Below are 25,756 nucleotides of genomic sequence, written 5' to 3' on the forward strand. Positions count from 1 at the left end.
CCTGAACGGGTGCTGACTCCCTGCGTGGGCCGTGACGAGGTCATCGACCGCGTCCGGCAGCTGGTCGAGGAGCACCGCTGGGTGACCGTGACCGGGGCGCCCGGCTGTGGCAAGACCCTCGTCGCCCGGCACGCGGCCGCCGCCGTCCCGGGGTCGCTCTGGGTGACCGCCCACGCCCACAGCTCACGCGCCAGCCTGGTGGCCGCCTGCCTGACCGCGTTGTCGGCCGAGGTGGCGCCCGGCGACTCGGAGACCATGGCGCTCAAGCGGGCCCTCGACGGCCGGGACGTCCTGCTCGTGCTCGACGGCGTCGACGCGGTGGACGGCCTGGGCGCCCTGCTGCAGGACCTGGTCGAGGAGACCGACACCTGGCGGCTGCTGTGCACCGCGCAGACCGTCGCCGGCCGCCCGCACGAGCGGGTGCTCCGGCTGCAGCCGCTGCCGGCCCCGAAGGCGACCGGCGAGCTCGAGGGCCCCGCGGTCGAGCTGCTGCTGGCCCGGGTGGCGGCAGCCGGCGGCCACCTCGTCGACCTCGACACCCACGGCCCCACGATCCGGCGCCTCATCACCGCCAGCGGCGGCCTCCCGCTCCTGCTGGAGCAGCTCGCGGTGCAGATCGCCCTCGTCGGCGTCAGCGACGTTGCCCCCGTGGGATCGATGGACGAGGCGGTCCGGGCCTCCTACGCCCTGCTCGACGAGGAGCAGCAGCGGTGCTTCCGCCGGCTCGCCGTGATCGGGCGGCCCGTGGGCCTCGACGTCATCGCGCACGGTTGCGGCGTCTCACGGGCGCAGGCGGTCCAGCTCGCCTCGGCACTGTCGCGGCGCAGCCTCGTGGAGGTCCACGCCGACGGCCGGTTCGCGATGCTCGCGCCGCTGCGCGAGGTCGGGCGGGCCCTCGCCGCCGAGACCGACGACGAGGTGGGCGCGTTCGAGGGGCTGGTCACCTGGGCCGACGCGGTGCTCCCGCGCGACTTCTTCTCCGGAGCGGCGAACGAGCCGTGGCTCGCCGAGCTCGACCTGCTGGCGATGGCCGTGCGGTACGCCTGCGCGCAGGACGCGACGCGGGCCCTCGGGTACGAGCTGGCCAACCGGGCGTTCTCGACGCTGTACACGGCCATGCGGGTCCGCGAGGCGGTCGACCTGCTCGAGTCGGTCCTCGACAGCGGCGACGGCCCGCCCCTCGTCGGCTCCCAGCTCGCCCGCCGCGCCGGCATCTGCGCCTCGGAGGCGCGCGGCACCTACGAGGGGCTGCGCCTGCTGGAGCGCGCCGAGCAGCACGCCCAGGCGCTCGACCCCCAGGACCGCGACCTCGAGGTCGCCCGCACCGCCGCCATCCGCGCGGAGATGCACCTCGACGCCGGCAAGCTCGCCGAGGCCCGCGCCGACGCCGAGCGCACGCTCGAGCTCGGCCAGGCCGATCCGTACGTCGTCCGCCAGGTCCGCCGCACCCTCATGGACGTCTGCGTGTCCACCGGCGAGTGGGACGAGGCGGAGCGGCTCGCCGCGCTGGTCGTCGACGCGCCTCCGCCGGACGAGCTGTGGATCGCGCTCGCCGCCCGGGTGCTGCAGGCGAAGGTCGCGTGGGAGCAGGGCCGCCTGGTGGAGGCCGAGTCCCTCGCCCGCGTCGCCCGCGAGCGGGCCCGCGAGATCCACGAGGACCGCATCGCGCTGCTCGCGGACACGGTGCACCGGCTGGTGACCGGCGAGCCCGGCACCGAGGTCGAGCCGGACGGGCTGCCCTGGGCCGTCCGTCTCGTCGTGCAGCTGCAGGAGGTGCGCGAGCTGCTCGCCGCCGGCGAGACCGCCCAGGCGGCGGGCCGGGCGGCCGACATCGTCGTCCTCGCCGACAGCAGCAACCTGGGTCGCGACGCGGTCGAGGCGCGCCTGCTCGTGGGCGACGCCCTCATGGAGCTGGGCGAGCCCGGCCAGGCCCAGGCGTCGTACCTGTCGGCCCTGCGGCGGGCCGGCCAGGTGCCGCTCCCGCTGCGGGCGGCGGACGCCCTCGACGGGCTGGCCGGTCTGCTGCGCCGGAACGCCAACCCCGCGCACCGCCACGTCGCGGGTGCCGCGGCCGCGCTGCGGGTCCCGCGCCAGGCGGTCGGCCGCGACCGCCCCGGCGTCGCGTATGCCGCGGGCGCGGTGCGCGACTGCCCGGCCGGCTGGGTGGTGGACCAGCAGCTGACCCCGGAGGGCGTCGCGGCGGTCACCGCCCTCTTCGCCGCCTCGACGACCGAGGTCGTCACGCCGCTGGACGCGCTCACCAAGGCCGAGCGTGCGGTGGCGGAGCTGGTCGCCGAGGGACTGACGAGCCGGCAGATCGCGACCCACCTCTTCGTCTCGCCGCGCACGGTCGACGCGCACCTGTCGCACATCTACCGCAAGCTCGAGATCGCCTCTCGGGCCAAGCTCGCGGCGCTCATGGCCGAGGTCGCCTGAACGGACCGGGCAGTCCCGTGCCGCCAGGGTGGGGCGCCCGTGCCGTGCCGGGCTGGCCGGGCCGTCGGGCAGGCCGTGCGGCCGTCCGCTCCGAATCCGGGGTGTGCGCGACCTGACCTACCGTCTCGTGATCGCGGCGTGCCGTGGCCTGTTCCGGGCGCTCGGCCTGCGGATCGACGTGCGCGGGGCCGACCGGCTCCCGGCCACCGGACCGGTCGTCGTGGCCGCCAACCACAGCAGCTTCATCGACTTCATGGTGGTCGGCCTCGCGGCGACGGTGCGCGGGCGGCTCGTGCGGTTCATGGCGAAGCAGTCGGTCTTCGACGCCCCGGTGTCCGGGCAGCTCATGCGCGGCATGCACCACATCGCGGTCGACCGGGCCCACGGCGCTGTCGCCGCACGCCACGCCCTGCGCGCCCTGCGCCGGGGCGAGGTAGTCGGCATCTACCCCGAGGCGACCATCGGCCGCGCGTTCGTCGTCAAGGACCGCGCCGACGTCAGGCGGGGCGCGGCATACCTCGCGCTCGCGACCGGCGCCCCGCTGGTCCCGGTCGCGCACTGGGGCGTCCACCGCGTGTTCACGGTCGGTGGCCGCTGGAGCCTGCGCCGCGGCACCGCGGTCACGGTCCTCGTCGGTGAGCCGCTCGTGCCACGCCCCGGCGAGGACGCCGAGGCGCTCACCGACCGGCTGCACGCCACCCTGGTCGAGATGGTCGAGCACCTGCTCGACACCTACCCGCAGCCGCCGGCCGAGCCGGGCACCGCCTGGTGGTGGCCCGCCTCCCGGGGAGGGGCTGCGCCGGCATCGCAGGAGGCGCGCCTCCTCGACGAGGAAGCGCGCCTCCGGGCGGACGCCGGACGGGCCGGCCGCTGACCCGCCGCCACGGCATACCGCTCGGACCCTGGGCTCACCCTCTGCTAGCAGAGGTTGGGCGACTCAGCGCAAGGTGCAACCTCTGCTGAGTGCACGAGCCTCTGCTAGCAGAGGTTCGTGCAACACCGGTCAGGCCGGCTGGGGCTCCGGCTCGGGCTCGGGGTCCGGCGTGGGCTCCTGCGCCTCGGCGTCGGCCGGCTGGCCGCCATCGCCGCGCTTGACGGCCGCGAGCAGCATCTGCGCCACGTCGACGACCTCGACGTCCTCGCCCCGGCCCTCGGACTGGGCGGCGGTGAGGCCGTCCGACATCATCACGCGGCAGAACGGGCAGCCGATGGCGATGCGCTGGGCGCCGGTGCCGAGGGCCTCCTCGGTGCGGTTGGTGTTGATCCGCGTGCCGAGCTTCTCCTCCATCCACATGCGCGCACCACCGGCGCCGCAGCAGAACGACTTCTCCCTGCTGCGCTCCATCTCGGTGAGCTCGACGCCGGGCAGGGCGCCGATGAGCTCGCGCGGCGGCGCGTACACGCCGTTGTGGCGGCCGAGGTAGCACGGGTCGTGGTAGGTCACCGTGGCCGCGGTGGAGGCGACGTCCTTGGTGGAGGACTTCGCCGGCGCCTCGGCCGGGCGGGCGACCGGGACGAGCTTCTTCTCGCGGACGAGCCGGTTGAGCAGCTGGGTGTGGTGGACCACCTCGTACTTGCCACCGAGCTGGGGGTACTCGTTCTTGATCGTGTTGAAGCAGTGCGCGCAGGTGACGACGATCTTGGTCGCGCCGACCTCGTTGAGGGTCTCGACGTTCTGCTGGGCGAGCATCTGGAAGAGGAACTCGTTGCCGGCCCGGCGGGCGGAGTCACCGGTGCAGGACTCGCCGTCGCCGAGGATCGCGAACGTGACCCCGGCCTGGTCGAGCAGCTCGGCCACCGCGCGGGTCGTCTTCTTGGCCCGGTCCTCGTAGGCGCCGGCGCAGCCGACCCAGAACAGGTAGTCCACGTCGTCGGCGGAGTCGACGTCCTGGCCGAGGATCTTGACCTCGAACGGCAGGTCCTTGGCCCAGTCGAGCCGGGCCCGGGCGGCCATGCCCCACGGGTTGCCCTTGTTCTCGAGGTTCTTGAACAGGCCGCCGAGCTCGTTGGGGAACGCGCTCTCGATGAGATTCTGGTAGCGGCGCATGTCGACGATCGCGTCGACGTGCTCGATGTCGACCGGGCACTGCTCGACGCAGGCGCCGCAGGTGGTGCACGACCACAGGACGTCCTGGTCGATGACCGCGTCCGGACCGTGCGGGTTGTATGCCGCGAGCGCGCCGACGCCGCCGCCCACGCCGTGGGTGCCCAGCGCGCCGTCGCCGGCCTTCTCGGCATACCCGGTCTCACCGATGAGCGGCACCTCGGCGAGGGCCGACAGGGACTCGGGCAGCTCGCCGCGGGCGTCCTCGGACGCGAGCAGCCACGGCGCCTTGGCGTGTGCGTGGTCGCGCAGCGTCATGACGAGCAGCTTGGGCGACAGCGGCTTGTCGGTGTTCCACGCGGGGCACTGGGACTGGCAGCGGCCGCACTCGGTGCAGGTCGTGAAGTCGAGCAGGCCCTTCCAGGTGAAGTCCTCGACCTTGCCGACGCCGAGCGCAGCGTCCTCGTCGAGCTCCTCGATGTTCTCGAAGTCGACCGGCTCGCCCTTGACCAGCAGCGGCTGGAGCTCACCGAGGGAGGTGCGCCCGTCGGCGTGGCGCTTGAGGAAGATGTTGAAGAACGCCAGGAAGCGGTGCCAGGCCACGCCCATCGTCGGCTGCAGCGAGATGGTGATCATCCACGCGAACGAGATGAGGATCTTGACCGCAGCGATGACGACGATGAGGTTCTCCACCGTGTCGGTGGACAGGCCGGTGAAGGCGTTGCCGATCCAGCCGGTGAGCGGGAAGTGCAGCGCAGTGTCCTGGCCGGTGCCGAGCTGGCGGGCCAGGGTCCACTCCAGCGCGCGGAGCAGGCCGATGCAGATCGTGACGCCGAGGATGGTGAGCTCGACGTAGTAGGCCTGCCAGAACGTCGACCCGAAGAACCGGCTGCGGCGCCCGCCCTCGCCGGCGGCGCTGCGCGGGTGGTTCTTCTGGCGGATCGCCATCAGCACCACGATGCCGATGAAGCCGCCGAAGGCAAAGACGTCGGTGACCCACTCGTAGAGGAAGAAGTGGCCGATCAGCGGGAGCGCGAACTCGGGGTTCGCGAGCTGGCCGAAGGCGTTGACCAGCGTGAAGAACAGCACCCCGAAGCTGATCATCGTGAACCAGTGCGCCACCGCCACGACCGGCAGCCGCGACATCCTCGTGTGGCCGAGGAACTCCCGCAGCAGGGTGCGGGTGCGGGTGGCCTTGTCGTCGGTGCGGCCGGGAGCCGGCTGGCCGAGGCGGAAGACCGCGAGGAACTGGCCGACGACCCGGGCGAAGAGGGCCACCGCGACGAGCGTGACGACCCCGCAGACCACGAGCGCGACGATCTGGAGTGCAGACATGCGCGCCACTCTACTGGCCGGTAAGCGCCCGCTCACCTCGTTGTGACCCGTGCCGCACCATGGTGTCGGACGCCTCCGGCACCCGCCCGCCGGGCGGCTCCACGGGCCCGGCGTCGAGCACCCGGCGCAGCCGCTCGCGGGCGCGCTGGAGTCGCTTGCGGGCCGAGGTGGGGCTGACCCCCAGCACGACGGCCACCTGTTCGCCGGTGAGCCCGTCCCAGTACGCCAGCGCGAGCACCTCCCGGTCGTCGGGACCGAGGCGGAGCAGCGCCGCCCGCACGGTGTCGACCGCGGCGTCGTCCGCCGGCGCCGTCGCGGGCGCCGTCACCCGGTTCCCCGCCAGCTCGGCGCGCAGCCGTGCGGTCGCGTCGTGCCGGCGCGCCTGGCCGCGACGGTGGTTGGCGAGGGTCCGGCGCGCGATCGCCAGCATCCACGCGAGGGCGTGGTCCGGGTCGTCGGGGGCGTCGGTCATGCGGCGCCACGCGGTGGTGAGGACCTCCTGGAGCACGTCGGCGGCGTCCTCGGCCGGGCTGGTGCGGCGGGCGAGGTAGGCCAGGACCCGCGGCCCGTGGGCGGCGGCGAGCTCCTCCAGCCGGCGCTCGCCGGGCGTCCGCCCCGTCACCGGTCGCACCCGACGAACTCCGGGTCGCGGCTGACGGCCAGGAAGCGGTCCGGCTCCCAGGTGCCGACACTGCCCTCCTGCGGGCTGATCCGGCGGGCCTCGGCGTCGAGGCCCTCCATCGCCCGGCGGGCCTCGGCCGTGACCGCGGCGTCACGGTCCCGGGTCGCCCGGACGAGGGTGCACCCCCAGTCGCCGCTGGCGCTGGACAGCATGCCCACCCGCAGGCTGGTCTCCTGGACCGTGCCGCGGACCCCGGGGGCGCACGTGCCGTCCGAGGCGTACGAGCGCGCCTGCTGCTGGGCGTACTCCGCCCACTGGTGGCCGGGCGGCGCCGGGACGTCGGTCGGGGCGAGCGTCGCCACGTATGCCGCGAAGTCCCTGGCGCACGTGTCGATCCGCTCCGAGCCGTCCTCCATGCCCGGGTTCAGCGCGGGGTTGCCGTACGTCCCGGTCTGCGCGAGGAAGTGCTGGGCCGCCCAGGCGCCGCTCGGCACCAGGACGATCGCCGCCGCCGTCGCGACGGCAGCCGCCGGGTGCCGGCGCCGCAGGCCCCGGACCCGACCACGCAGGGTCCGGTCGGCCGCGACCACCTCGGCCGCGACGGCGAGGGCCAGGCCGGAGGTGCGGTCGGGGTCGAGCTCGGGCAGGGTCGGGGCTGCTGCGGTGAGCAGGGCGCCCAGGGCATCGCCGTCTGCGGGCGTGGTGGTGTCCATGCCCCCGTACTGTCCGCCCACGCCCGAAGTGTGACAGGGGTCCCACGACGGGCGTCCCGGCGTTGCGGGGTTCGATAACCGTCTGTTGGAATATGCATAACGCCAGATTCGCTGCACTTGGCGAGACAGCGAACGCCCGCGCCCGCGCGCACCCGGAGCACGCGGCATACCGACAAGGACGGCACATGCCCATCTACGACGACGTGACCCAGCTCATCGGCAACACCCCGCTGGTCCGGATCAACCGCCTCATCGACAGCGACGCGACCGTGGCGGCGAAGCTGGAGTTCTACAACCCGGCGAGCTCGGTCAAGGACCGCATCGGCGTCTCGATCGTCGACGCGGCGGAGGCGTCGGGCGAGCTCAAGCCGGGCGGCACGATCGTCGAGGCCACGTCGGGCAACACCGGCATCGCGCTGGCCATGGTCGGCGCGGCCCGCGGCTACAACGTCGTCCTCACCATGCCGGAGACGATGAGCAAGGAGCGCCGCGCCCTGCTGCGCGCGTACGGCGCCGAGCTCGTCCTCACCGAGGGTGCCCTGGGCATGAAGGGCGCTGTCGCCAAGTCCGAGGAGATCGCCGCCGAGCGTGGCGGCATCCTGGCCCGCCAGTTCGCCAACGCCGCGAACCCGGAGATCCACCGCAAGACCACGGCCGAGGAGATCTGGAAGGACACCGACGGCCAGGTCGACATCGTCGTCGCGGGCATCGGCACCGGCGGCACCATCACCGGTGTCGGCCAGGTGCTCAAGGCCCGCAAGCACGGGGTGCAGATGATCGCCGTCGAGCCGGCCGAGTCGCCGATCCTCAACGGTGGCGAGCCCGGCCCGCACAAGATCCAGGGCCTCGGCGCCAACTTCGTGCCCGAGATCCTCGACCGCGACATCTACGACGAGGTCATCGACATCAACGCCGAGACCTCGGTCGAGTGGGCCCGCCGGGCCGCCAAGGAGGAGGGCCTGCTCGTCGGCCTCTCGTCCGGTGCCGCGCTCGCCGCCGCCGACCAGGTCGCCCGCCGCCCCGAGAACGCCGGCAAGACGATCGTCGTGATCATCCCCAGCTTCGGCGAGCGGTACCTGTCCACCATCCTCTTCTCCGACCTGCTCGACTGATCGGCGGCGCTTCCTTCGTGACCCTCGCCCTGTACGCCCGCCGCGCCCGCCACCGCGTCGTCGACGACCTCGACGCCGCGGTGGCGCGCGACCCCGCAGCTGCCTCGCGGTTCGACCTCGCGCTGAACTCGCCCGGCCTGCACGCCGTCTGGGCCTACCGCCTCGCCCACCGCATGTGGCTGCGCGGCGGCGCCTGGAAGCCCGCGGCCCGGCTGCTCATGACGGCCGTCCGCTCCGTGACGGGCGTCGAGATCCACCCGGCCGCCGTCATCGGCCGGCGCTTCTTCATCGACCACGGCATGGGCGTCGTCATCGGCGAGACCGCCGAGGTCGGCGACGACGTCATGATCTACCACGGCGTCACCCTGGGCGGCCGGTCGCTGGAGAAGGTCAAGCGCCACCCGACGGTCGGCTCACGCGTGACCATCGGCGCCGGCGCCCGGGTCCTCGGTCCGGTCTACATCGGCGACGACGCGCAGATCGGCGCGAACTCCGTGGTGGTCAAGGACGTCCCGGCCGGGGCGATCGCGACCGGCGTGCCGGCGACCATCCGCTTCCCGCAGGGCCGCGAGGACCCCTACGAGGCGATGTTCCGCGACCCGGCGCTCTGGATCTGAGCGCCGAACCGGCGGCCCGCGACTCCCGGGCGCGCCTCCTCGGTTCCCGCTGCGCCGTCACCGGTCGCACGGGACGTGTCCGTGCCCGTCGGCGGCTGCCAGTCGGTGCCGTAGAGGCAGAACGCGCCGGCTGCCGGCTCCTGCGCCACCACGGCGGCGAGCGCTGCCGACGCGGACCGGCCTGACGCCAGGCCGGCGTGGTACGCCTCCATCGCGGTGGCGGCGACCTCGTCGCTGACCGGTGCCACGGCGGCGACCACGCTGCGCACGCCCAGGCCGAGGAGCGCCGCGGTGAGCCCGAGCGGCTCGTCGCCCGGTCGCGGGTCGATCCGTCCCACGTCGCAGGCCGACAGCACGACGTGCCGCGGTGCCGCCGGGCGTGGGAGCTCGTGCGCGAAGACCGGCCCGTCGGCCATGTGCAGCGAGGAGAACCACGGGCTCTGCGGCTCGTGCGTCCCGTGTGCAGCCACGTGCACCAGGCCGTCGGCGCCCAGAGCGCCGCGCACGTCACCGCTCTCCGCCTGCAGGACGACACGTGACTGCACACCCGCGGCGTCCCAGTGCTCGCCCACGCGCCCGGCCTCGACGTCGGCACGGCGCAGGCGCGGACCGGTGAGCGCGGTGACGGTGAACGTCCCCTCCGGCCCAGGGCCGTCCTCCAGCAGCGGCGCCGACCATCGGGTCACCGACGGCGCGACGGTCACCGCCCGGCCCGCCAGCGACGGCAGCATGCCCCACGGCACCGAGCGCAGCGTCAGGCCGGGCACCACCACGACCGGCCCGTCCTCGAGCGGGAGTGGGCCGAGCAGCAGGTCGCCCAGGGCGCCCAGCGACTCCTCGACGGCGCGGCCGACGGCCGCCTGCAGGGCGGGGTGCGGGCCGGCGAACGCGTGCGCCCGCAGGTCGCGAGAGAGCCGGTCGGCCAGCTCCGCCGCCCGGGCAGCGGGACCGAGGTGGTGCACGGACGACGACCTCGCGCCCACCACCAGCGCGTGCTGCCCGCCGTCGTGCGCGAACATCACGACCGCCTGCTCACCCCGGTCGTGCAGCAGCCGCCGAGCCGTGCCGTATGCCGTGGGTGCGCCCCCGCCTGCGGCGCCGCGGTCCTCGGCCGTGGCCCAGTCGAGCTGGCTGACCTGCCACTCGAGGTCGGCCGCCCGGGAACGAAGTCGTGCCGCGTCGCTGCCGTCGGCGCTGTCCGCCGCCTCGCGCCGGGCCTGCCGCAGCTCCGCCAGCAGGGACGCCGCCCGGGAGTCGGTGGGCACCGTCACCGGCGCGAGCCGGTGCGAGACGGCGCGCCAGCGCTCGACCGAGTCGAACACCCGGCCCACGGTGCCGTCGGCGAGCGCGTCGGTGACGTCGAAGTCGGCCAGCCGCTGGCCGTGCAGTGCCAGGGCCGAGCGGATCTCCAGGCTCTGCGTGGGCGCGACCCGGTCGGTGAGCCGCTGCAGGGCGGTCCGGACGGTGCGGCGGGCACGCGCCCGGTCGCCCTGCGCCACGGCGACCCTCGCGACCAGCAGCCGCTCGTGCATGTCGGCGGCCAGCCCCTGCCGCACGCGGCCCTCGAGCCGGCCGACCGCCGTGCCTGCCGCGTGGACGTCACCGCGCAGCAGGGCCGCCTCCACCTCCACCCGGGCCGCGAGCCGCTCGTCCGGAAGCACCGGCCGCGCGACCTCGTGCCACGGGGCGACCACCCGGTTGAGCCCCCGAGGGACGACGCCCTCGGCGAGGTCGACCGAGGACCGCAGCAGCGCGGCATACCGCTGCCGGTCGGTCGCCCCACGCGCCCGGTAGGCCGTCACGGCCGCGCCCAGGTGCTCGCGGGCCGCGGCCGGGGCGTCGCGCAGCAGCGCGCAGGTCGCGAGGTCGACCCGCAGGTCCGCCTCCTCGAGCCGGTGGCCCTCGGCCAGGGCCTCGCCGAGCGCCCGCGCGAGGGTCTCGCGCGCCTGGTCGAGCAGGCCGGCCTCGAGCAGGACGAGGGCCAGGTCGTGCTGCGCCCGGACCCGCCCGACCGGTGCCTCCATGGCGTCGGCCTCGCGCATGAGGGTGATGGCCTCGGGCAGTCGGCCTGCGTAGAAGGCGAGGCAGCCGAGGTTGTGGCGCGCCTTGAACTCCTGCTCGGGCACCCCCTCGGCGACGGCGATCGCCAGGGCCCGCTCGAGCTCCTCGCGTGCGGGGTCCAGCTCGAGCAGCGACAGGTGGGCCAGGCCGCCGTTGAGCAGCGCCGAGACCTGCTCGCGCGGGGTGAGGAGCTCGTCCGGCCGCTCGACCCGGGCCAGGGCGGCGAGCGCGCCGCGCCAGTCCTGGCAGGCCACCTGCACGACTGCCTCCTGCACCCCGGTGAGGGCGAGCAGCCGGGGCGACATGGTGGAGGTGCGGACGTCCTCGAGCAGGGCGAGCGCGCGGTCACGGCCGTGCAGCGCGACCGTCGACCACGCCAGGGTGATGAGCACCCGACCCCGGGCGAGCTCGCGGGCCTCGCCGGAGAGGCCTTCGGCGAGCCGAAGCGCCCGGCGCAGGCAGCGCTCGGCGTCGCGGAAGCGACCGATCGAGTTGAGGTGGCGGCCCTGCTCGAGCAGCTGCAGCACGCGGGGGTCGGCTACCTCGATGGCAGGTCCTAGACCTCGATCGCCGGCGTGATGACCGGCTTGCCGTCGGGCTCGTCGAGGCGCCGCATGACGAGGTGCACCAGGCCGCGCTCGACCGCGGCGAAGGTGAACCGCCCGGCCTCGTCGGTGGTGGTCTCCTGCGTGCCCGAGCGCTCCCGGAGCTCGACCGCCGTGGGGCCGGTCGTCACCCAGCCGCTGATCCGGGCGCTCGTGCCGTCGACCACCTCGATGGTGATCATGGCGCTGAGCCGGTCGCTGGAGAACGTCACGGTGCCGGCGCGGTCGTACGCGGTCGTGCGCACCCCGGCCAGCTCTGCCGTCGTCGTGGTGATCTCGGCGACCTCGGCCTCGAGGGCCGCCACGCTCATCGCGAACTTCGCCCGGTCGGCCAGCCCGCTCGGCACCGGGTCGCTCGCCTGCCACACGGTCCGCAGCGTCGCGAGGGCGCGCAGGTCGAGGTCGTCGAGCGCGCCGTCCTCGCCGTCGACGGGGCCGGTCACGGGGTCCTGGTCCATCGGACTCATCACGCCGCCCATCCCGGGTCGCCCACGAGGGCGTTCCGCAGCTTGGCGAGGCACCGACCCCGCGTCGGGCCGATGCTCCCCACCGGCATGCCCAGCGCCTGCGCGACCTGGGCGTAGTCGGGGCGCTCCGCCAGCGCGATGACCCGCAGCAGGGCCTGGCACCGCTCGGGCAGCTCCTTGAAGTGCCGCCACAGCAGGCCCTGGTCCTGGCTGCGCAGCACGACGTCGAGGGTCTCGTCGGAGCCGCTGCCGGCCGACTCGCCCGCGTCGGTCAGGTCCTCGCGGAAGTCCTCGCGTCGCGTCTTGCGGCTGCTCGCCCACGCCTCGCGCCGCGTGGTCGTGAGGAGCCACTTGAGCACGCCGCCCGGCTCGGTGATGCCGTGCTGGTGCTGGAGCAGCTGGAGCCAGGTGTTCTGCACGACGTCCTCGGCCTGCGCGGCCCCGAGCCCCTGGGCCCGTGCGGTGTGCCAGAGCAGCGGGGTGAGTGCGTCGACCAGGGTCCCCATCGCCTCCGCGTGCCCGTCGCGGTATGCCGTGAACGCCGCCGCCGCCTCCTCGGCGAGGCTGCGCGTACCACCCTCCGCCTGCATCACTCCCCACCCCCGACCGTCTCGGCGAGAACCTTCTCGACGACCTCGGCGAGGTGCTTCCGGCGCGCATCGGGGTCGGGAGCCGCCTGCGGGTGCGCGCCGCTCGCGGCGAGCTGCGCGGCATACTCGCCGGCCAGGGCGGGCGCGGCGAACGAGGTGCCGCTCCACATCCCGAAGCCGAGCCGGTAGCCGTCGGGCTTGGACGCGCCGCGCGGCGGGTTGGGGCTCGGGTGGTGGTAGATCGAGCCGCGCAGGCTGCCGTCGAAGGTCACCGGCATGGTGCTGACGACGGCGGTGCCGCAGCGGTACGCCCGCACCCAGCGGCCGGTGTTGGAGAACACGGCGACCGAGCGGGCATCGGGGTTGAGGGCGCCGACGCTGGCGAGCGGCACCTCGAACCCACCGGCGAGCGCGAACGCCGCCGGGTAGAACGGGTGGTCGGTGCCGCCGTTGCCCGCGGCCGCGGTGATCGCCACGCCCGTCGCGGCGAGCGCACGCAGGACCGAGAGGAACGCCGGCTCGTCGTCGAAGGCGCCGGGGGTCTCGTGGTAGTAGCCGAGCGAGAGCGACAGCACGTCGATGAGTGGGCCCTCGTGCTTGCCCCGGTGGGTCAGGACCTGGCGGACCCACAGCAGCTGGAGGGTCTCGACGAGGAAGGCCTCGTCCGCGACGCCGTCGCCGTACATGACGGGGACGACCAGCAACGTCGCCGAGGGGCAGTGCTGCCGGACGACCCCGGCGATGAACGTGCCGTGCCCGGCGCACCTGTCGAGGACGCCGTTGACGCGGTCGAGGGTGCAGCCGGTGAGCTCCGGGTCGTCCTCGGGCGTGAAGCGCAGGCCGATGGGGATGCCGTCGACCTCGACGTCGCGGACGACGCCGTGACGGAACCAGTCGTGCCGGCCGATGCCGGTGTCGAGCAGCGCCACGACCGGGCCGTCCTTGACGCGACGGGGCCGCGGGTCGGGGGCGGCCCAGACGACCGGTCGCCGGGCCGAGGGCCCGCCGCCGGGGAGCTGGACCCCGTCGCCGTACCCGACGCCGTCGCCGTAGCCCACGCCGTCTCCGTAGCCGACGCCGTCTCCGTACCCGACACCGTCTCCGTAGCCGACGCCGTCGCCGTAGCCCACGCCGTCGCCGTACCCGGAGGCGGTCATGATGTGGCTCAGGCTGACGCCCTCGGCGGCCGCAGGGTCCTCGGCCCGCAACGTCTGCAGGATCAGCCACGCGTCGGGGGCCTCGACCGGGCGGTCCGGCAGCGGCCGGAACTCCACCACGGTGGCCGCGACGGCGTCCGCCTCGTCGCCGAGCTCGTACCGGTCGAGCAGCGCCTCGAGCTGCTCGTCGCGGCGCGGCACCGCGGCATACCCCAGGCGCTCGGCGATCTCGCTCAGGGCGCGGATCGGGCCGTCGCCGGACCGGTTGAGCAGACCCGGGACGATGAGCCGGTTGCCGCTGTAGATCGTCGGGCTGAGCGCGTCGTCGCCGTCGAGGCGAACGGCCTTGGCCGGGTCGAGCACGCGCACGTCGAGGCGGCGCTCGGCCGAGCGGGGCACGGCCACGCGGGGGATGCGCCCGGGGCTCCCCTGCGGGGGCGGGACGTCTGCGGTCATCGGTTCTCCTGGCCTGGTGCGGACCGCGCTGGTGCACGGTCAGCGTAGTGAGCGATCGCGTCACCTGACAGGAGAACGGCGAGGTCCGGGTGATACCCGCGAGAGCTCGGCAACTTTTTCCGGCAGGGGTGTATCAGGGCCGGCCCGGACTGCTCTTTCCGTTCGTCAGCCTGGTCGGGGGACGAGGCGGGAACACAGGAAGGACGCCCGGGATGTCGTGCAGGGGCATGAAGGTCCGGGGTGGTCGTCCGATGCTGGACCGGTGGCAACAGGGGTGTCACTGGTCCCGGCGGTCGGCGTCGGGAACGCGTCACCGCCACGCCCCTCGGGGCACGTCGTCGGGTGGGTTCGGTCGTGGAAGGTGCTGGTCGGGGGTTCCCAGCACGCGCCCGGTCGGGCCCGCCCGGCGGCGCCGCTAGAGCAGGACGGCGTGCGGCTCGAGGGTGCCGCACGGTGAGGGGACGCAGGAGCGGCGCGACTCCAGGGGTGGGTCGCGCCGCTCCCGTCTGCCTGCCGGGGGTGTCCCGGGCTAGGGGAGCTTGCCGGGCCCCGGGCCGAAGCCCGTGGTGTCGGCGTGCAGCCGGCCGTCGGTGCCGCGGTGCAGCGTCTCCGGCAGGTGCTCGCCCGTCACGCGCTCGCGCGCGGCCGAGCCTGCGGTCTTGGCGGCGTCGCCGACCTTGGCGGCGACGACGGGTGCCTGGTCCTTGACCGTCTGGACGACCGTGTCGACCTTCGACTGGACCGGGTCACTGGACCAGACCTGGGTTGCCTTGCCCTTGATCTGCTCGTAGCGCTTCTGGCCGGCCTTGGCGCCGAGCACGTAGCCCGCCGCGAGACCAGCGAGGAAGGACAGCTTTGCCATGGTGGAGCCTCCTGTAGGGATCGTTCGACCCTAACAAAGGCGCTGGTCAGGGGCTCGTCGAGCGATCGTCGGGGTGCGTGGTGGGCCCGGGTCCGGTCGCGGGCTCCGGTCCGGCCTCGGGTATGGGGGAGGACATCCCGCGGGCCAGCTGGACGGTGCCGGCTGCGAGCACGGCCACGCAGAGCAGGTATGCCGCGAGGTGCCCCGGCGTGACCGGGAGCCGTTCGTGCAGCAGGGCGGCCGCGAGGACGACGGCCACGACCGGTGCGGCGACCTCGTTGGCCGGGAAGCTCGCGCCGAGGGCGCCGACCTGGAACGAGACCTGCGTCAGGACGAGCGCGGCTGCCCCCGTGAGCAGCAGGGCCAGCAGCGGCACCCAGCCGTCCGCCTCCGCGAGTCCGGGCAGTCCGGCCCGCTGCCAGCGACCGGCCACGGCGTCGAGCAGCACGCCGACGAGGCCGAACCCGGCACCGGCCACCGCGCCGTACACCGCCGCCCGGGCCGTCGCGGACGCGCGGCGGACGGCGAGCATCAGCACGGCGCCGACCACCGCGGCGATCGCCACGGCCCACGCGGCCTCGGCGGCCGGCAGCGGGCGGGCGTGGCCGGGGTCGCCGACGAGGGCGAAGAAGGCGGCGAGGGCGGCGAGGATCCCACCGCAGGCGACGTAGTCGCGCCAGCCGGGAGCAGGTCCGCCGAGGAGGCGGCCGACCGGCAGCGCCACCGGGACGGCGAGGACGAGCAGCGGCTGCACCACGAGCACCGGCCCGGTCGCGAGGGCGACGACCTGCAGCACGAGGCCGAGGGTGTCTCCGCCCACCGAGGCCAGCCAGCGCGGGTCGCGCAGCAGGCGCAGGACCCCGCGCGCGTCGGCCCGTCCCGTACCCCGGTGCGCGGCACGGTGCTGCACCGCCGTCGAGGTGCCGTACGCGACGGCCGACAGCACGGCGCACGGCAGGGCCACGGCCAGGGACACGCGCCGACGCTACCTTGGCGGAGGTCGTGGGACTCCGCGGGCTCGCTCGTGCCTCGCGAGCTCGCTCCCCTTCATCCCCGCCCCCGCCTGCTGCGCGAGGACGCTCCGCCTCCCGGCGGCAGCTTGGCGGAGGGCGTGGGAACCGTCGCGGCTCGTTCCTCGCCGCTCCTCCCGAATCCCGCCTGCTCGATGCGCAGGAACCGGACGGGCCTCGTACCTCGGCCCGCCCGAACCCTGCGCGCGGAGGGCGTGGGATTCGAACCCACGATGACGTCGCCGCCATAGCGGTTTTCAAGACCGCCGCACTAGGCCACTATGCGAGCCCTCCTTCGGCAGCGATTGTGCCGCACCGGGTGGAGGTGGCGTGCGACGGCTCCCGGGGACATCCCCCGCTTCACGTGCGTCGGGGCGCGAGTGGGTACAACAATTGTGGGAGTCGTCCACTGTGACCGCCCTCTAGCGTTGAGGACCGGGGAACACAGTCGTCCACCTTCGGGTGGATGGCCGAAGGCCGGGCAACCCTGCAGCCCGGCCTTCGTGCCGTCCGGGGCCGGGAGACCTCGACCGACGCGGCCACGAGCCCCGCTTTCCTCACCGATGAGGCCCCCTCACGGCCCGGGCCGAGGACTCAGCGCCCGCCCCGCCAGCCGGTCGACCGGGCGGCTGCGGACAGGGCGTCGGCCAGCTCCGGCACGCCGGAGTCCACGAGCCCGACGGTCACACGCACGTGCCCCGCCTCCCCGGTGGCCCCGACCCGGAACGGCCGCCCGGGTGCGACGCCGATGCCCTGGCTGGCCAGCCGCACGACCGCGGCGGTCTCGTCGCCGACGGGCACCCACACGTTGAGCCCCTCGGAGCCGCCGACCTCGACCCCGCGCTCGCGCAGGGCGGTCACGAGCGCGGCCCGCCGCGCGGCATACGTTCTCGCGGCCCCGGCCACCTCCTCGCCGGCGCCGGTGAGGAGCTGGACGAGCACCTGCTGGAGCAGCCGGCTGGACCACCCCTGACCGAGCTGGCGGCGCGCGGTCACCGCACGGTGCACCTCCGGCGGCGCGCTCATCGCGGCGAGCCGCAGGTCCGGCCCGTACGCCTTGGAGTACGACCGGACGTGCACGGTCGAGCCCGGGAGCCAGCGCCCCAGGCTGACGAGGGGCCTGGTGCACAGCCCGTATGCCGAGTCGTCCTCGACCACGAGCGCATCCGAGCCCTCGAGCAGCCGGGCCAGCGCCCGCGCCCGGCGCTCGCTGGTCCCGACGCCGGTGGGGTTCTGGGCGCGCGGCTGGAGGAAGACGTCCCGCGCGCCGTCGCGCAGGGCGGCGGCAAGCGCGTCGGGGTCGAGCCCCTCGTCGTCGACGGGCACGCCCACGACCTGCGCTCCGACCGACTCGAGCAGGTCGAGCAGCGGCGGGAAACCGGGGTCCTCGACGACGACCCGGTCACCGAAGCGCAGCGTCGTCCGCACGACGAGGTCGATCGCGTCCATCGCCCCGTCCGCGACGGTGAGCTCGTCGGCGTCGTACGGCCAGTCCGCGCGCAGCACCTCGGCGAGCGCAGGCAGCACCGGGTCGTCGAGGTAGCTGCCGGTGGCGGGCGTCGCAGGCAGGCTGCGCAGGGCGGCGCCGAGGTCGGGCAGCAGCGCCGGGTCGGGGACGCCGGTGGACAGGTCGAGGGCGAATGCCGTGTGCCGGTCCAGCGCCGTGCGGTACCGGCCGCCGGCGCCCGGGACGCCCTGCTCGAGCACGCGCGTGCCGCGGCGGCCGTCGGTGGCGACGGTGCCCGACCGGGTGAGCAGCCCCCACGCGGCGCTGACGGTGGTCGGCGACATCGCCAGCTCGGTGGCGACGACGCGGATGGGCGGCAGCCTGTCGCCCGCGCGCAGGACGCCGTCGCGGACGGCGGCGGAGACGGCGTGCGCCAGCCCCTTGGCAGTGGGGTCCTCGAGGCGCTCCTCGAGGGCGGACAGGACGGCGGTCACGCTTTGTACCGTAGCAATCGACGTATTGTGTGACCAGCGAGTGGTTCGTATCGTGGGCGGCATGACCACGCGCATCCCCCACTGGGTCGACGGCCGGCGCCACGAGGGCACCTCCGGCCGGACATCCCCCGTGTACAACCCGGCCACCGGCGAGACGTCGGGCGAGGTCGACCTCGCCTCCGTGGAGGAGGTCGGCACGGCCGTCGCGAGCGCCCTCGCCGCGGCCCGGGAGTGGAGGCACTCCTCGCTGTCGCAGCGCTCGGCCGTGCTGTTCGCGATGCGCGAGCTGCTGCACTCCCGCACCGACGAGCTGGCCGCGATCATCACGGCCGAGCACGGCAAGGTGCTCTCGGACGCGGCGGGGGAGATCGCGCGCGGCCTCGAGAACGTCGAGTTCGCGACCGGGGTGCCCAACCTGCTCAAGGGCGGCTACAGCGAGCAGGCGTCGACTGGGGTCGACGTGTACTCGATCCGCCAGCCGCTCGGTGTGGTCGCCGGCATCACGCCGTTCAACTTCCCGGCGATGGTGCCGCTGTGGATGTGCGCCAACGCGATCGCGTGCGGCAACGCGTTCGTCCTCAAGCCGAGCGAGAAGGACCCCTCGGCCGCGCTGTTCCTCGCCGAGCTGTGGAAGGAGGCCGGCCTGCCCGACGGCGTCTTCACCGTCGTCCAGGGCGACAAGCTCGCCGTCGACGCGCTGCTCGACCACCCGGACGTGTCGGCCGTGAGCTTCGTCGGCTCGACCCCGATCGCCAAGTACATCTACGAGCGCGGCACGGCGAACGGCAAGCGGGTGCAGGCCCTCGGCGGCGCGAAGAACCACGCCCTGGTCCTGCCCGACGCCGACGTCGACATGGCGGCCGACGCGGTGGTCTCCGCGGCATACGGCGCTGCCGGCGAGCGGTGCATGGCGCTCTCCGTCGCGGTCGCGGTCGGTGACGTCGCGCAGCCGCTCGTCGACGCCATCGCCGCCCGGCTGCCCAAGCTCACCGTGGGCGACGGCGCGGACCCCGACACCGACATGGGGCCGCTCATCACCGCCGAGCACCGCGACAAGGTGGCCGGCTACGTCGACGCGGGCGAGGCGGCGGGCGCGAGCGTCGTCGTCGACGGCCGCACCGGCGAGCACCCGCAGGAGGGCTTCTTCCTCGGCACCACGCTGCTCGACCACGTGCAGCCGGAGATGACCGTCTACACCGACGAGATCTTCGGGCCGGTCCTCTCGGTGGTCCGGGTGGACACCTACGAGGAGGGCCTGGAGCTCATCAACTCCAACCAGTACGCCAACGGCACCGCCATCTTCACCCGCGACGGCGGCGTGGCCCGGCAGTTCCAGTACGACGTGCAGGTCGGCATGGTCGGCATCAACGTGCCGATCCCCGTGCCGGTCGCGTACTACTCGTTCGGCGGCTGGAAGGACTCGCTCTTCGGCGACACGCACATGTACGGGCCCGAGGGCATCAGCTTCTACACCCGCGGCAAGGTCGTCACCTCGCGCTGGCCCGACCCGGCCACGTCCTCGGTCGACCTCGGCTTCCCCAGGACCCGCTGATGAGCCTCGACGTCTTGACGACCGCGTCGGAGGAGCGGGTCCGGCGGGACGACCGTGCGCACGTCTTCCACTCCTGGTCGGCGCAGGCGCTCATCGACCCGCTGCCGATCGCGTCCGCCCAGGGCTCGTACTTCACCGACTACTCGGGCAAGCGGTACCTCGACTTCTCCAGCCAGCTCGTCAACGTCAACATCGGCTACCAGCACCCCAAGCTCGTCGCCGCGATCCAGGAGCAGGCCGCCCGGCTCACGACGATCAGCCCGGCCTTCGCCAACGACGCCCGCTCGGAGGCGGCCCGGCTCATCGCCGAGATCGCGCCGGGCGACCTCAACCGGGTGTTCTTCACCAACGGTGGTGCCGAGGCGAACGAGAACGCGATCCGCATGGCGCGTCTGCACACCGGCCGCAACAAGGTGCTCGCCGCGTACCGCAGCTACCACGGTGCGACCGCGGGTTCCATTGCCCTGACAGGGGATCCGCGTCGCTGGCCCTCCGAGCCCGGTATGCCGGGTGTGGTGCGCTACTGGGGCCCGTACCTCTACCGCTCGGCGTTCCACGCGACCACCGAGGAGGAGGAGTCGCAGCGGGCGCTGCAGCACCTGCGCGACCTGCTCATGGTCGAGGGGCCGCACACGGTCGCGGCGATCATCCTCGAGACGGTCGTCGGCACCAACGGCATCCTCGTGCCGCCGCCGGGCTACCTCGCCGGCGTGCGCGAGATCTGCGACGCGCACGGGATCGTGATGATCGCGGACGAGGTCATGGCCGGGTTCGCCCGCTGCGGCGAGTGGTTCGCCGTGGACCACTGGGGCGTCACGCCGGACCTCATCACCTTCGCCAAGGGCGTCAACAGCGGCTACGTCCCGCTGGGCGGCGTGGTCATCTCCGAGCGCGTGGCCCAGACGTTCGACTCCCGCCCGTTCCCCGGCGGCCTGACGTACTCGGGCCACCCGCTGGCCTGTGCGTCGGCGGTCGCCTCGATCGAGGTGTTCCGCGAGGAGGGCATCGTCGAGCACGCGCGCTCCCTGGGCGCCGACGTCATCGGCCCCGGGCTGCGCGAGCTGGCCGAGCGGCACCCGTCGGTCGGCGAGGTCCGTGGGCTGGGCGCGTTCTGGGCGGTGGAGCTCGTGCGTGACCGCGCCACCCGTGAGCCGCTCGTGCCGTTCAACGCCGGTGGGGCCGACGCCAAGCCGATGAACGACTTCGCCGCCGCGTGCAAGGAACGCGGCCTGTGGCCGTTCACGCACTTCAACCGGACCCACGTCGTCCCGCCGTGCACGACGACGGCGGACGAGGTGCGCGAGGGCCTGGCGATCCTGGACGAGGCGCTCGCGGTGGCGGACCGGCACTACACCGGCGCCGACGCCTGACCCCGAGGAGCACCGCGATGCGCCGCACGACGCCCGGGTGCCCGGCCGGCCACGGGGTCGACCGTGCCTGCTGAGCCCCGGCCGGTCCACCCCGCGCTCGCCGACTCCGCGCCGTCCGTCTTCTGGCTCGACCGCCCGGACCGTCCCGCGCCGCGGCCGCCGCTCGACGGGTCGGTCGACACCGACCTGCTCGTGGTGGGCGCGGGCTACAGCGGCCTCTGGACGGCGCTGCTGGCGAAGGAGGCCGACCCGTCCCGGGACGTCGTCGTCCTCGAGGCCGGGTCGGTCGGGTGGGCCGCCTCGGGTCGCAACGGCGGGTTCTGCGCCGCCAGCCTCACCCACGGCGAGGCGAACGGCCGCGCCCGGTGGCCGCAGGAGATGGACGCCCTGCGCCGCCTCGGCCGCGACAACCTCGACGGCATCGAGGCCACCGTCGGCCGGTACGGGATCGAGTGCGACTTCCGGCGGTCGGGCGCGCTGACCGTGGCCACCGAGCCGCACCAGGTCGACTGGCTGGCCGACGAGCCGGGCGAGTTCCTCGACCGCGACGCCGTGCGTGCCCACCTGGACTCACCGACGTACGTCGCCGGCGTCTGGGACCGCGACGAGACCGCGATGGTCGACCCCGCCCGGCTCGCGTGGGGCCTGGCCCGGGCTGCTGAGTCGCTCGGGGTCCGCATCGTCGAGGGCACCAGGGCGACCGGGCTGCGGAGCCACGGGGCCGGGGTGGAGGTCGCGACGTCGACCGGGCACGTCGTCCGCGCAGGTCGGGTCGCTTTGGGCACCAACGCTTTTCCGTCCCTGCTGCGCCGGGTGCGGCTGCACACCGTGCCGGTCTACGACTACGTCCTCATGACCGAGCCGCTCAGCGACCAGCAGCTCGCGTCGATCGGGTGGGCCAGCCGTGCCGGTGTCGGCGACATGAACAACCAGTTCCACTACTACCGGCTGACCGACGACAACCGGATCCTGTGGGGCGGCTACGACGCGATCTACCACTACGGCCGCCGGCTGGCGCCCTCGCTGGACCAGCGGCCCGAGACCTTCGACCGCCTTGCAGGCCACTTCTTCGAGACGTTCCCGCAGCTCGAGGGCCTGCGCTTCACCCACCGCTGGGGCGGCGCCATCGACACGTGCACGCGGTTCTGCGCCTTCTACGGCTCGGCCCTCGACGGCCGGGTCGCCTACGCCCTCGGGTACACCGGGCTCGGCGTCGGTGCGACCCGCTTCGGCGCGCAGGTCATGCTCGACCTGCTCGACGCGCGGACCACCGAGCGCACGCGGCTGCAGATGGTGCGCGAGATGCCGATGCCGTTCCCGCCGGAACCCTTCGCCTGGGCCGGGATCGAGCTGACCCGCTGGTCACTCGCCCGCGCCGACGAGCGGCAGGGACGCCGCAACCTGTGGCTGCGCGCCCTCGACGCCGCCGGCCTCGGCTTCGACTCCTGACCGCCACGGCCCGGCCGGCCGCGCTTCTTCGGGTCGCTCCGGGCTTCTCCGGGCTTTGGGTGCCTGAGCGCGCGGATCTGCGTGCGCTCAGGCCCCCAATGCCGAGTGCCCGGCCGAGCGGCTGGGTCAGGCCAGGTGGGACAGGGCGCGGTCGACGATCAGCGGCACCGAGGCGCCGGCACGGTCGTACCCGGGACCGCTCGCGGCGCCGGCGAGGTAGCGCGCGTGCACTCCCTCGGCGATGACGGCGAGCCGGAAGTCGGTGAAGGCGCGGTACCAGTCCAGGTGCGACACGTCGCGCCCGGTGGCCGCGGCATACCGGCGGGCGAGCTCCTCCGCGGAGGGGAAGCCGGGCATCGCCGGGACCCCCGCTCCCACGATGAGCGGCCGTCCCTCGGCGTCGCGGCCGGTCCAGTAGGTGAGCCAGGTGGCGAGGTCGGCGAGCGGGTCGCCCAGCGTGCTCAGCTCCCAGTCGACCACCGCTGCGACCTCCGGCCGGCCCGCGGGGCCGACTCGCACGAGGGTGTTGTCGTGCCGGTAGTCGCCGTGGACGAGCGTCACCTCGCCCTCCTGCGGCCGCCCGGCCTCGAGCCGGCGCACGAGCTCGTCCATCGCGGGCAGCTCGCGGGTGCGGCTGGCCTCCCACTGGCCGGACCAGCGGCGCAGCTGGCGCTCGAGGTAGCCCGACGGGCGGCCGAAGTCGCGCAGGCCGGTCGCGTCGAGGTCGACCGCGTGGATCTCGGCGAGGACCGCCACGAGCGCGTCACTCCACGCGTCGCGCTGCTCCTCGGTCAGGCCGGCCGCCTCCTCCGGCTCGCGGTGCACGTCGCCGGTGACCTCGGCCATGACGTAGAACGGCGCCCCGACGACCTCCGGGTCCTCGCACAGCGCCAGCACCTCGGGCACGGGGACCGCGGTGTCCTGCAGGGCGGCCAGCACCCGGTGCTCGCGCGCCATGTCGTGCGCGCTCGGGAGCAGCTTGCCCATCGGTGGCCGCCGCACGATGACGGTGCGGTCGGCGCCGGTGACGCGGTAGGTGATGTTGGACAGGCCGCCGGAGATGACCTCGGCGCGCCAGTCCTCGCCGAGGCCGGGCAGCACCTGCGCCGCCCACGCCGTGAACGACGCGCGGGGTATGCCGCGGACCTCCTCGGGCACGCTCACGCGCCGGAGCCCTCGCGCCCGACCGACTCACCGCGGGCGGCGAGCCGCTCGGCGGCCCGCTTGGCAGCGCGCCGGGCGATGGACATCTTGTGCACCTCGGTGGCGCCGTCGTAGATCCGGAACGAGCGGATGTCGCGGTAGATCCGGCCGAGGACGAGCTCCTCGGAGGTGCCCATGCCGCCGGCCAGCTGCACCGCGCGGTCGACGACGCGGCAGACCGCCTCGCTCACGAACACCTTGGCGCGGGAGGACTCCTCGCTGCTGCGCGACCCCTCCGCGATCTGCCAGGCCGCGTGCCGGACGACGGTGCGGGCGGCGTCGAGGTCGATCTCGTTCTCCGCGATGAGCGCCTGCGCCATGCCGAGGTCCGCCAGCCGCGACCCGAACAGCTCGCGCCCAACGGCCCGCTCGAGCGCGATGTCGTGGGCACGGCGGGCCGCGCCGAGCCAGCGCATGCAGTGGGTGAGGCGGGCGGGGGCGAGCCGCACCTGGGCGCTCTGGAAGCCGCGACCGGGCTCGCCGAGCACCCGGTCGTCGGGGACGAAGCAGTCCCGGATGGTGACGCGGCAGTGCCCGCCGATCCCGGTCGCGTCGATGGTGTCGATGTGGTCACCGACGACGAACCCGGGGTTGTCGGCGTCGACGAGGAACATCGTCGCGCCCTCGGGGGCGTCCTCACCGGTGTTGCGTGCCATGACGATCGAGAACGCCGCGCCGTCGGCGCCGGTGATGAGCCACTTGTCGCCGTCGAGGACCCATCCGCCGTCGACCCGTCGGGCGGTGGTGCGCAGCGCGGACGGGTCCGAGCCGGCGCCGGGCGGCGGCTCGGTCATCGAGAAGCAGGACCGGACCTCGCCGGACACGAGCGGGTGCAGGTATGCCGCGTGCTGCTCGGGGGTGCCCGTCAGGTGGATCAGGTGGATGTTGCCCTCGTCGGGGGCGGCGCAGTTCAGCGCGAGCGGGCCGAGGAGCGAGTAGCCGGCCTCCTCGAGCAGCACCGCGGACTCGTCGAACCGGAAGCCACCGCCGCCGTGCTCGCCTGGCGCCTGCGGGGCGAACACCCCCGCCGCCTTCGCCCGCCCCTGCAGGTCGCGCCGCAGGTCGTCGGTCATGCCGTCACGGAACACCCGCTGCTCCAGCGGGACCACCTCGGTCGCCACGAACTCGGCGACCCGGCGGCGCTGTTCCTCCAGGGCGGGGCTGATGCTGAAGTCGAAGGCCACGAGCCGACCCTACCCACCCGGGTGCGGGTGCGAGGATGGCCGGCGTGACGTCCCCCGAGCCGCAGCCGCTGGTCCTGCCGCGCACGCCCCCGCTCGTCCTGCGTGGCCGCACGTTCGACGCCGGCTCGCCGGCGGTCATGGGCATCATCAACCGCACGAGCGACTCGTTCTTCGCCGGCAACCGGCACGCCGACCTCGACTCGGCCAAGCGTGCCCTCGACGCCCACGTCGCCGCCGGGGCCGACATCGTCGACGTCGGCGGTGTCCGGGCCGGCCAGGAGGGTGAGCACGTCAGCGCGGCCCAGGAGGTCGACCGTGTCCTTCCCTTTCTCGCGCACGCGCGCGAGACCTACCCCCACCTGGCGCTGTCGCTGGACACGTGGCGCTCGGAGGTCGCGCGGGAGGCCGGGGCCGTGGGCATCGACCTGGTCAACGACACCTGGGCGGGCCACGACCCCGAGCTGGTCGGTGTCGCCGCGCGGATCGGCGCCGGTGTCGTGGTGTCCCACACCGGCGGCCTCCCGCCGCGGACCGACCCGGTCAAGGTGACCTACGGGCCGGACCCACTCGACGTCGTCCGCGACGTGCTGCGGACCCTGGCCGCCGGGGCACGCACCGCCCAGCAGGCCGGCATACCCGCTGAGCGGATCCTCGTGGACCCCACGCTGGACTTCGGCAAGACGACCGCGCACTCGCTGGAGGTGTTGCGGCACACGGCCGACATCGCGGCCCTCGGCTTCCCGATCCTGCAGGCGCTGTCGCGCAAGGACTTCGTGGGGGAGTCGCTGGGGCTCGAGCCCGACGAGCGGCTCGAGGGCACGCTCGCGTCCACGGCCGTCGCGGCGTGGCTGGGCGCGACCGTGTTCCGCGCGCACGACGTCCGCGCGACCCGGCGCGTCGTCGACATGGTCGCCGTCATCCGCGGGGACCGGCCGCCGGTGCTCGCGGTCCGCGGGGTCTGAGGGCGCCC

Annotated in this window: 20 protein-coding genes and 1 tRNA gene; 8 read left to right on the forward strand and 13 right to left on the reverse strand. The window is 74.4% G+C overall.

Annotated features, from left to right (window positions below; translation table 11 throughout):
* Window positions 1–9 precede the first annotated feature (9 nt).
* A complete protein-coding gene (locus tag J2X64_RS08890) occupies window positions 10–2,436 on the forward strand; it encodes a LuxR C-terminal-related transcriptional regulator (RefSeq protein WP_310152575.1) in 2,427 nt (808 codons plus the stop codon).
* 103 nt (window positions 2,437–2,539) lie between these two features.
* The gene (locus J2X64_RS08895; RefSeq protein WP_310152577.1) at window positions 2,540–3,310 is read left to right on the forward strand and encodes a lysophospholipid acyltransferase family protein; all 771 of its coding nucleotides are present in this window, start codon (window positions 2,540–2,542) and stop codon (window positions 3,308–3,310) included.
* A 129-nt stretch (window positions 3,311–3,439) separates the two neighbouring features.
* Here the strand turns inward: J2X64_RS08895 and J2X64_RS08900 are convergent, their stop codons facing one another.
* Genes J2X64_RS08900 through J2X64_RS08910 form a run of 3 tightly spaced genes read right to left on the reverse strand, consistent with a single transcriptional unit; the run spans window position 3,440 to window position 7,171 of the window.
* Window positions 3,440–5,815: a (Fe-S)-binding protein gene (locus tag J2X64_RS08900; protein WP_310152580.1), complete on the reverse strand. Its 2,376-nt coding sequence runs from the start codon at window positions 5,813–5,815 to the stop codon at window positions 3,440–3,442.
* A gap of 10 nt (window positions 5,816–5,825) precedes the next feature.
* The gene (locus J2X64_RS08905; protein WP_310152583.1) at window positions 5,826–6,437 is read right to left on the reverse strand and encodes a sigma-70 family RNA polymerase sigma factor; all 612 of its coding nucleotides are present in this window, start codon (window positions 6,435–6,437) and stop codon (window positions 5,826–5,828) included.
* Window positions 6,434–7,171 (reverse strand): hypothetical protein, encoded by a 738-nt coding sequence (locus tag J2X64_RS08910; protein WP_310152586.1) that lies wholly within the window; start codon window positions 7,169–7,171, stop codon window positions 6,434–6,436. The genes J2X64_RS08905 and J2X64_RS08910 overlap by 4 nt, the downstream gene beginning before the upstream one ends.
* Before the next feature lie 164 nt (window positions 7,172–7,335).
* On the opposite strand from J2X64_RS08910, the gene cysK reads away from it, so the two are divergent.
* Together cysK and cysE are read left to right on the forward strand one after the other, a co-directional pair.
* The gene (gene cysK / locus J2X64_RS08915; protein WP_310152590.1) at window positions 7,336–8,262 is read left to right on the forward strand and encodes a cysteine synthase A; all 927 of its coding nucleotides are present in this window, start codon (window positions 7,336–7,338) and stop codon (window positions 8,260–8,262) included.
* Window positions 8,263–8,279: 17 nt separating this feature from the next.
* On the forward strand, window positions 8,280–8,879 hold the full coding sequence (gene cysE / locus J2X64_RS08920; RefSeq protein ID WP_310152592.1) for a serine O-acetyltransferase: 600 nt from the start codon (window positions 8,280–8,282) through the stop codon (window positions 8,877–8,879).
* Here the strand turns inward: cysE and J2X64_RS08925 are convergent.
* From J2X64_RS08925 to J2X64_RS08960, 8 genes are all read right to left on the reverse strand, one after another.
* Entirely contained in the window at window positions 8,840–11,467 is a 2,628-nt protein-coding gene (locus J2X64_RS08925) for a CHAT domain-containing protein (RefSeq protein ID WP_310152594.1), read from the reverse strand. The two genes, cysE and J2X64_RS08925, sit on opposite strands and share 40 nt — an antisense overlap.
* A 29-nt stretch (window positions 11,468–11,496) precedes the next feature.
* Window positions 11,497–12,012, reverse strand: a complete 516-nt coding sequence (locus J2X64_RS08930; protein ID WP_310152597.1) for a hypothetical protein — start codon at window positions 12,010–12,012, stop codon at window positions 11,497–11,499.
* On the reverse strand, window positions 12,012–12,602 hold the full coding sequence (locus J2X64_RS08935; RefSeq protein ID WP_310152599.1) for a sigma-70 family RNA polymerase sigma factor: 591 nt from the start codon (window positions 12,600–12,602) through the stop codon (window positions 12,012–12,014). Before J2X64_RS08935 ends, J2X64_RS08930 begins: the two co-directional genes overlap by 1 nt.
* A complete protein-coding gene (locus tag J2X64_RS08940) occupies window positions 12,602–14,215 on the reverse strand; it encodes a S8/S53 family peptidase (protein ID WP_310152601.1) in 1,614 nt (537 codons plus the stop codon). Before J2X64_RS08940 ends, J2X64_RS08935 begins: the two co-directional genes overlap by 1 nt.
* Before the next feature lie 529 nt (window positions 14,216–14,744).
* On the reverse strand, window positions 14,745–15,077 hold the full coding sequence (locus J2X64_RS08945) for a YtxH domain-containing protein (RefSeq protein WP_310152603.1): 333 nt from the start codon (window positions 15,075–15,077) through the stop codon (window positions 14,745–14,747).
* A gap of 46 nt (window positions 15,078–15,123) precedes the next feature.
* Entirely contained in the window at window positions 15,124–16,053 is a 930-nt protein-coding gene (locus J2X64_RS08950) for a DMT family transporter (RefSeq protein WP_310152605.1), read from the reverse strand.
* Between the two features lie 241 nt (window positions 16,054–16,294).
* Window positions 16,295–16,381, reverse strand: a tRNA-Ser gene (locus J2X64_RS08955).
* A 300-nt stretch (window positions 16,382–16,681) separates the two neighbouring features.
* Entirely contained in the window at window positions 16,682–18,028 is a 1,347-nt protein-coding gene (locus J2X64_RS08960; RefSeq protein ID WP_310152608.1) for an aminotransferase class I/II-fold pyridoxal phosphate-dependent enzyme, read from the reverse strand.
* 61 nt (window positions 18,029–18,089) lie between these two features.
* Between J2X64_RS08960 and J2X64_RS08965 the strand changes: the two genes are divergently transcribed.
* From J2X64_RS08965 to J2X64_RS08975, 3 genes are all read left to right on the forward strand, one after another.
* On the forward strand, window positions 18,090–19,580 hold the full coding sequence (locus tag J2X64_RS08965; RefSeq protein WP_310152612.1) for a CoA-acylating methylmalonate-semialdehyde dehydrogenase: 1,491 nt from the start codon (window positions 18,090–18,092) through the stop codon (window positions 19,578–19,580).
* Window positions 19,580–20,950 carry an aspartate aminotransferase family protein gene (locus J2X64_RS08970; protein WP_310152614.1) on the forward strand — a complete coding sequence of 457 codons (1,371 nt, stop codon included), beginning with the start codon at window positions 19,580–19,582 and terminating at the stop codon, window positions 20,948–20,950. The genes J2X64_RS08965 and J2X64_RS08970 overlap by 1 nt, the downstream gene beginning before the upstream one ends.
* A gap of 63 nt (window positions 20,951–21,013) precedes the next feature.
* Window positions 21,014–22,399, forward strand: coding sequence for an FAD-dependent oxidoreductase (locus J2X64_RS08975; RefSeq protein WP_310152616.1), 1,386 nt, complete (start codon window positions 21,014–21,016; stop codon window positions 22,397–22,399).
* 126 nt (window positions 22,400–22,525) lie between these two features.
* Here the strand turns inward: J2X64_RS08975 and J2X64_RS08980 are convergent, their stop codons facing one another.
* On the reverse strand, window positions 22,526–23,563 hold the full coding sequence (locus tag J2X64_RS08980; RefSeq protein ID WP_310152620.1) for a phosphotransferase family protein: 1,038 nt from the start codon (window positions 23,561–23,563) through the stop codon (window positions 22,526–22,528).
* Entirely contained in the window at window positions 23,560–24,786 is a 1,227-nt protein-coding gene (locus tag J2X64_RS08985) for an acyl-CoA dehydrogenase family protein (RefSeq protein WP_310152622.1), read from the reverse strand. The genes J2X64_RS08980 and J2X64_RS08985 overlap by 4 nt, the downstream gene beginning before the upstream one ends.
* A gap of 35 nt (window positions 24,787–24,821) precedes the next feature.
* On the opposite strand from J2X64_RS08985, the gene folP reads away from it, so the two are divergent.
* Entirely contained in the window at window positions 24,822–25,748 is a 927-nt protein-coding gene (gene folP / locus J2X64_RS08990; RefSeq protein ID WP_310152625.1) for a dihydropteroate synthase, read from the forward strand.
* Window positions 25,749–25,756 lie beyond the last annotated feature (8 nt).

The sequence above is a fragment of the Phycicoccus sp. 3266 genome (assembly GCF_031456495.1).
Taxonomy (GTDB): Bacteria; Actinomycetota; Actinomycetes; order Actinomycetales; family Dermatophilaceae; genus Pedococcus.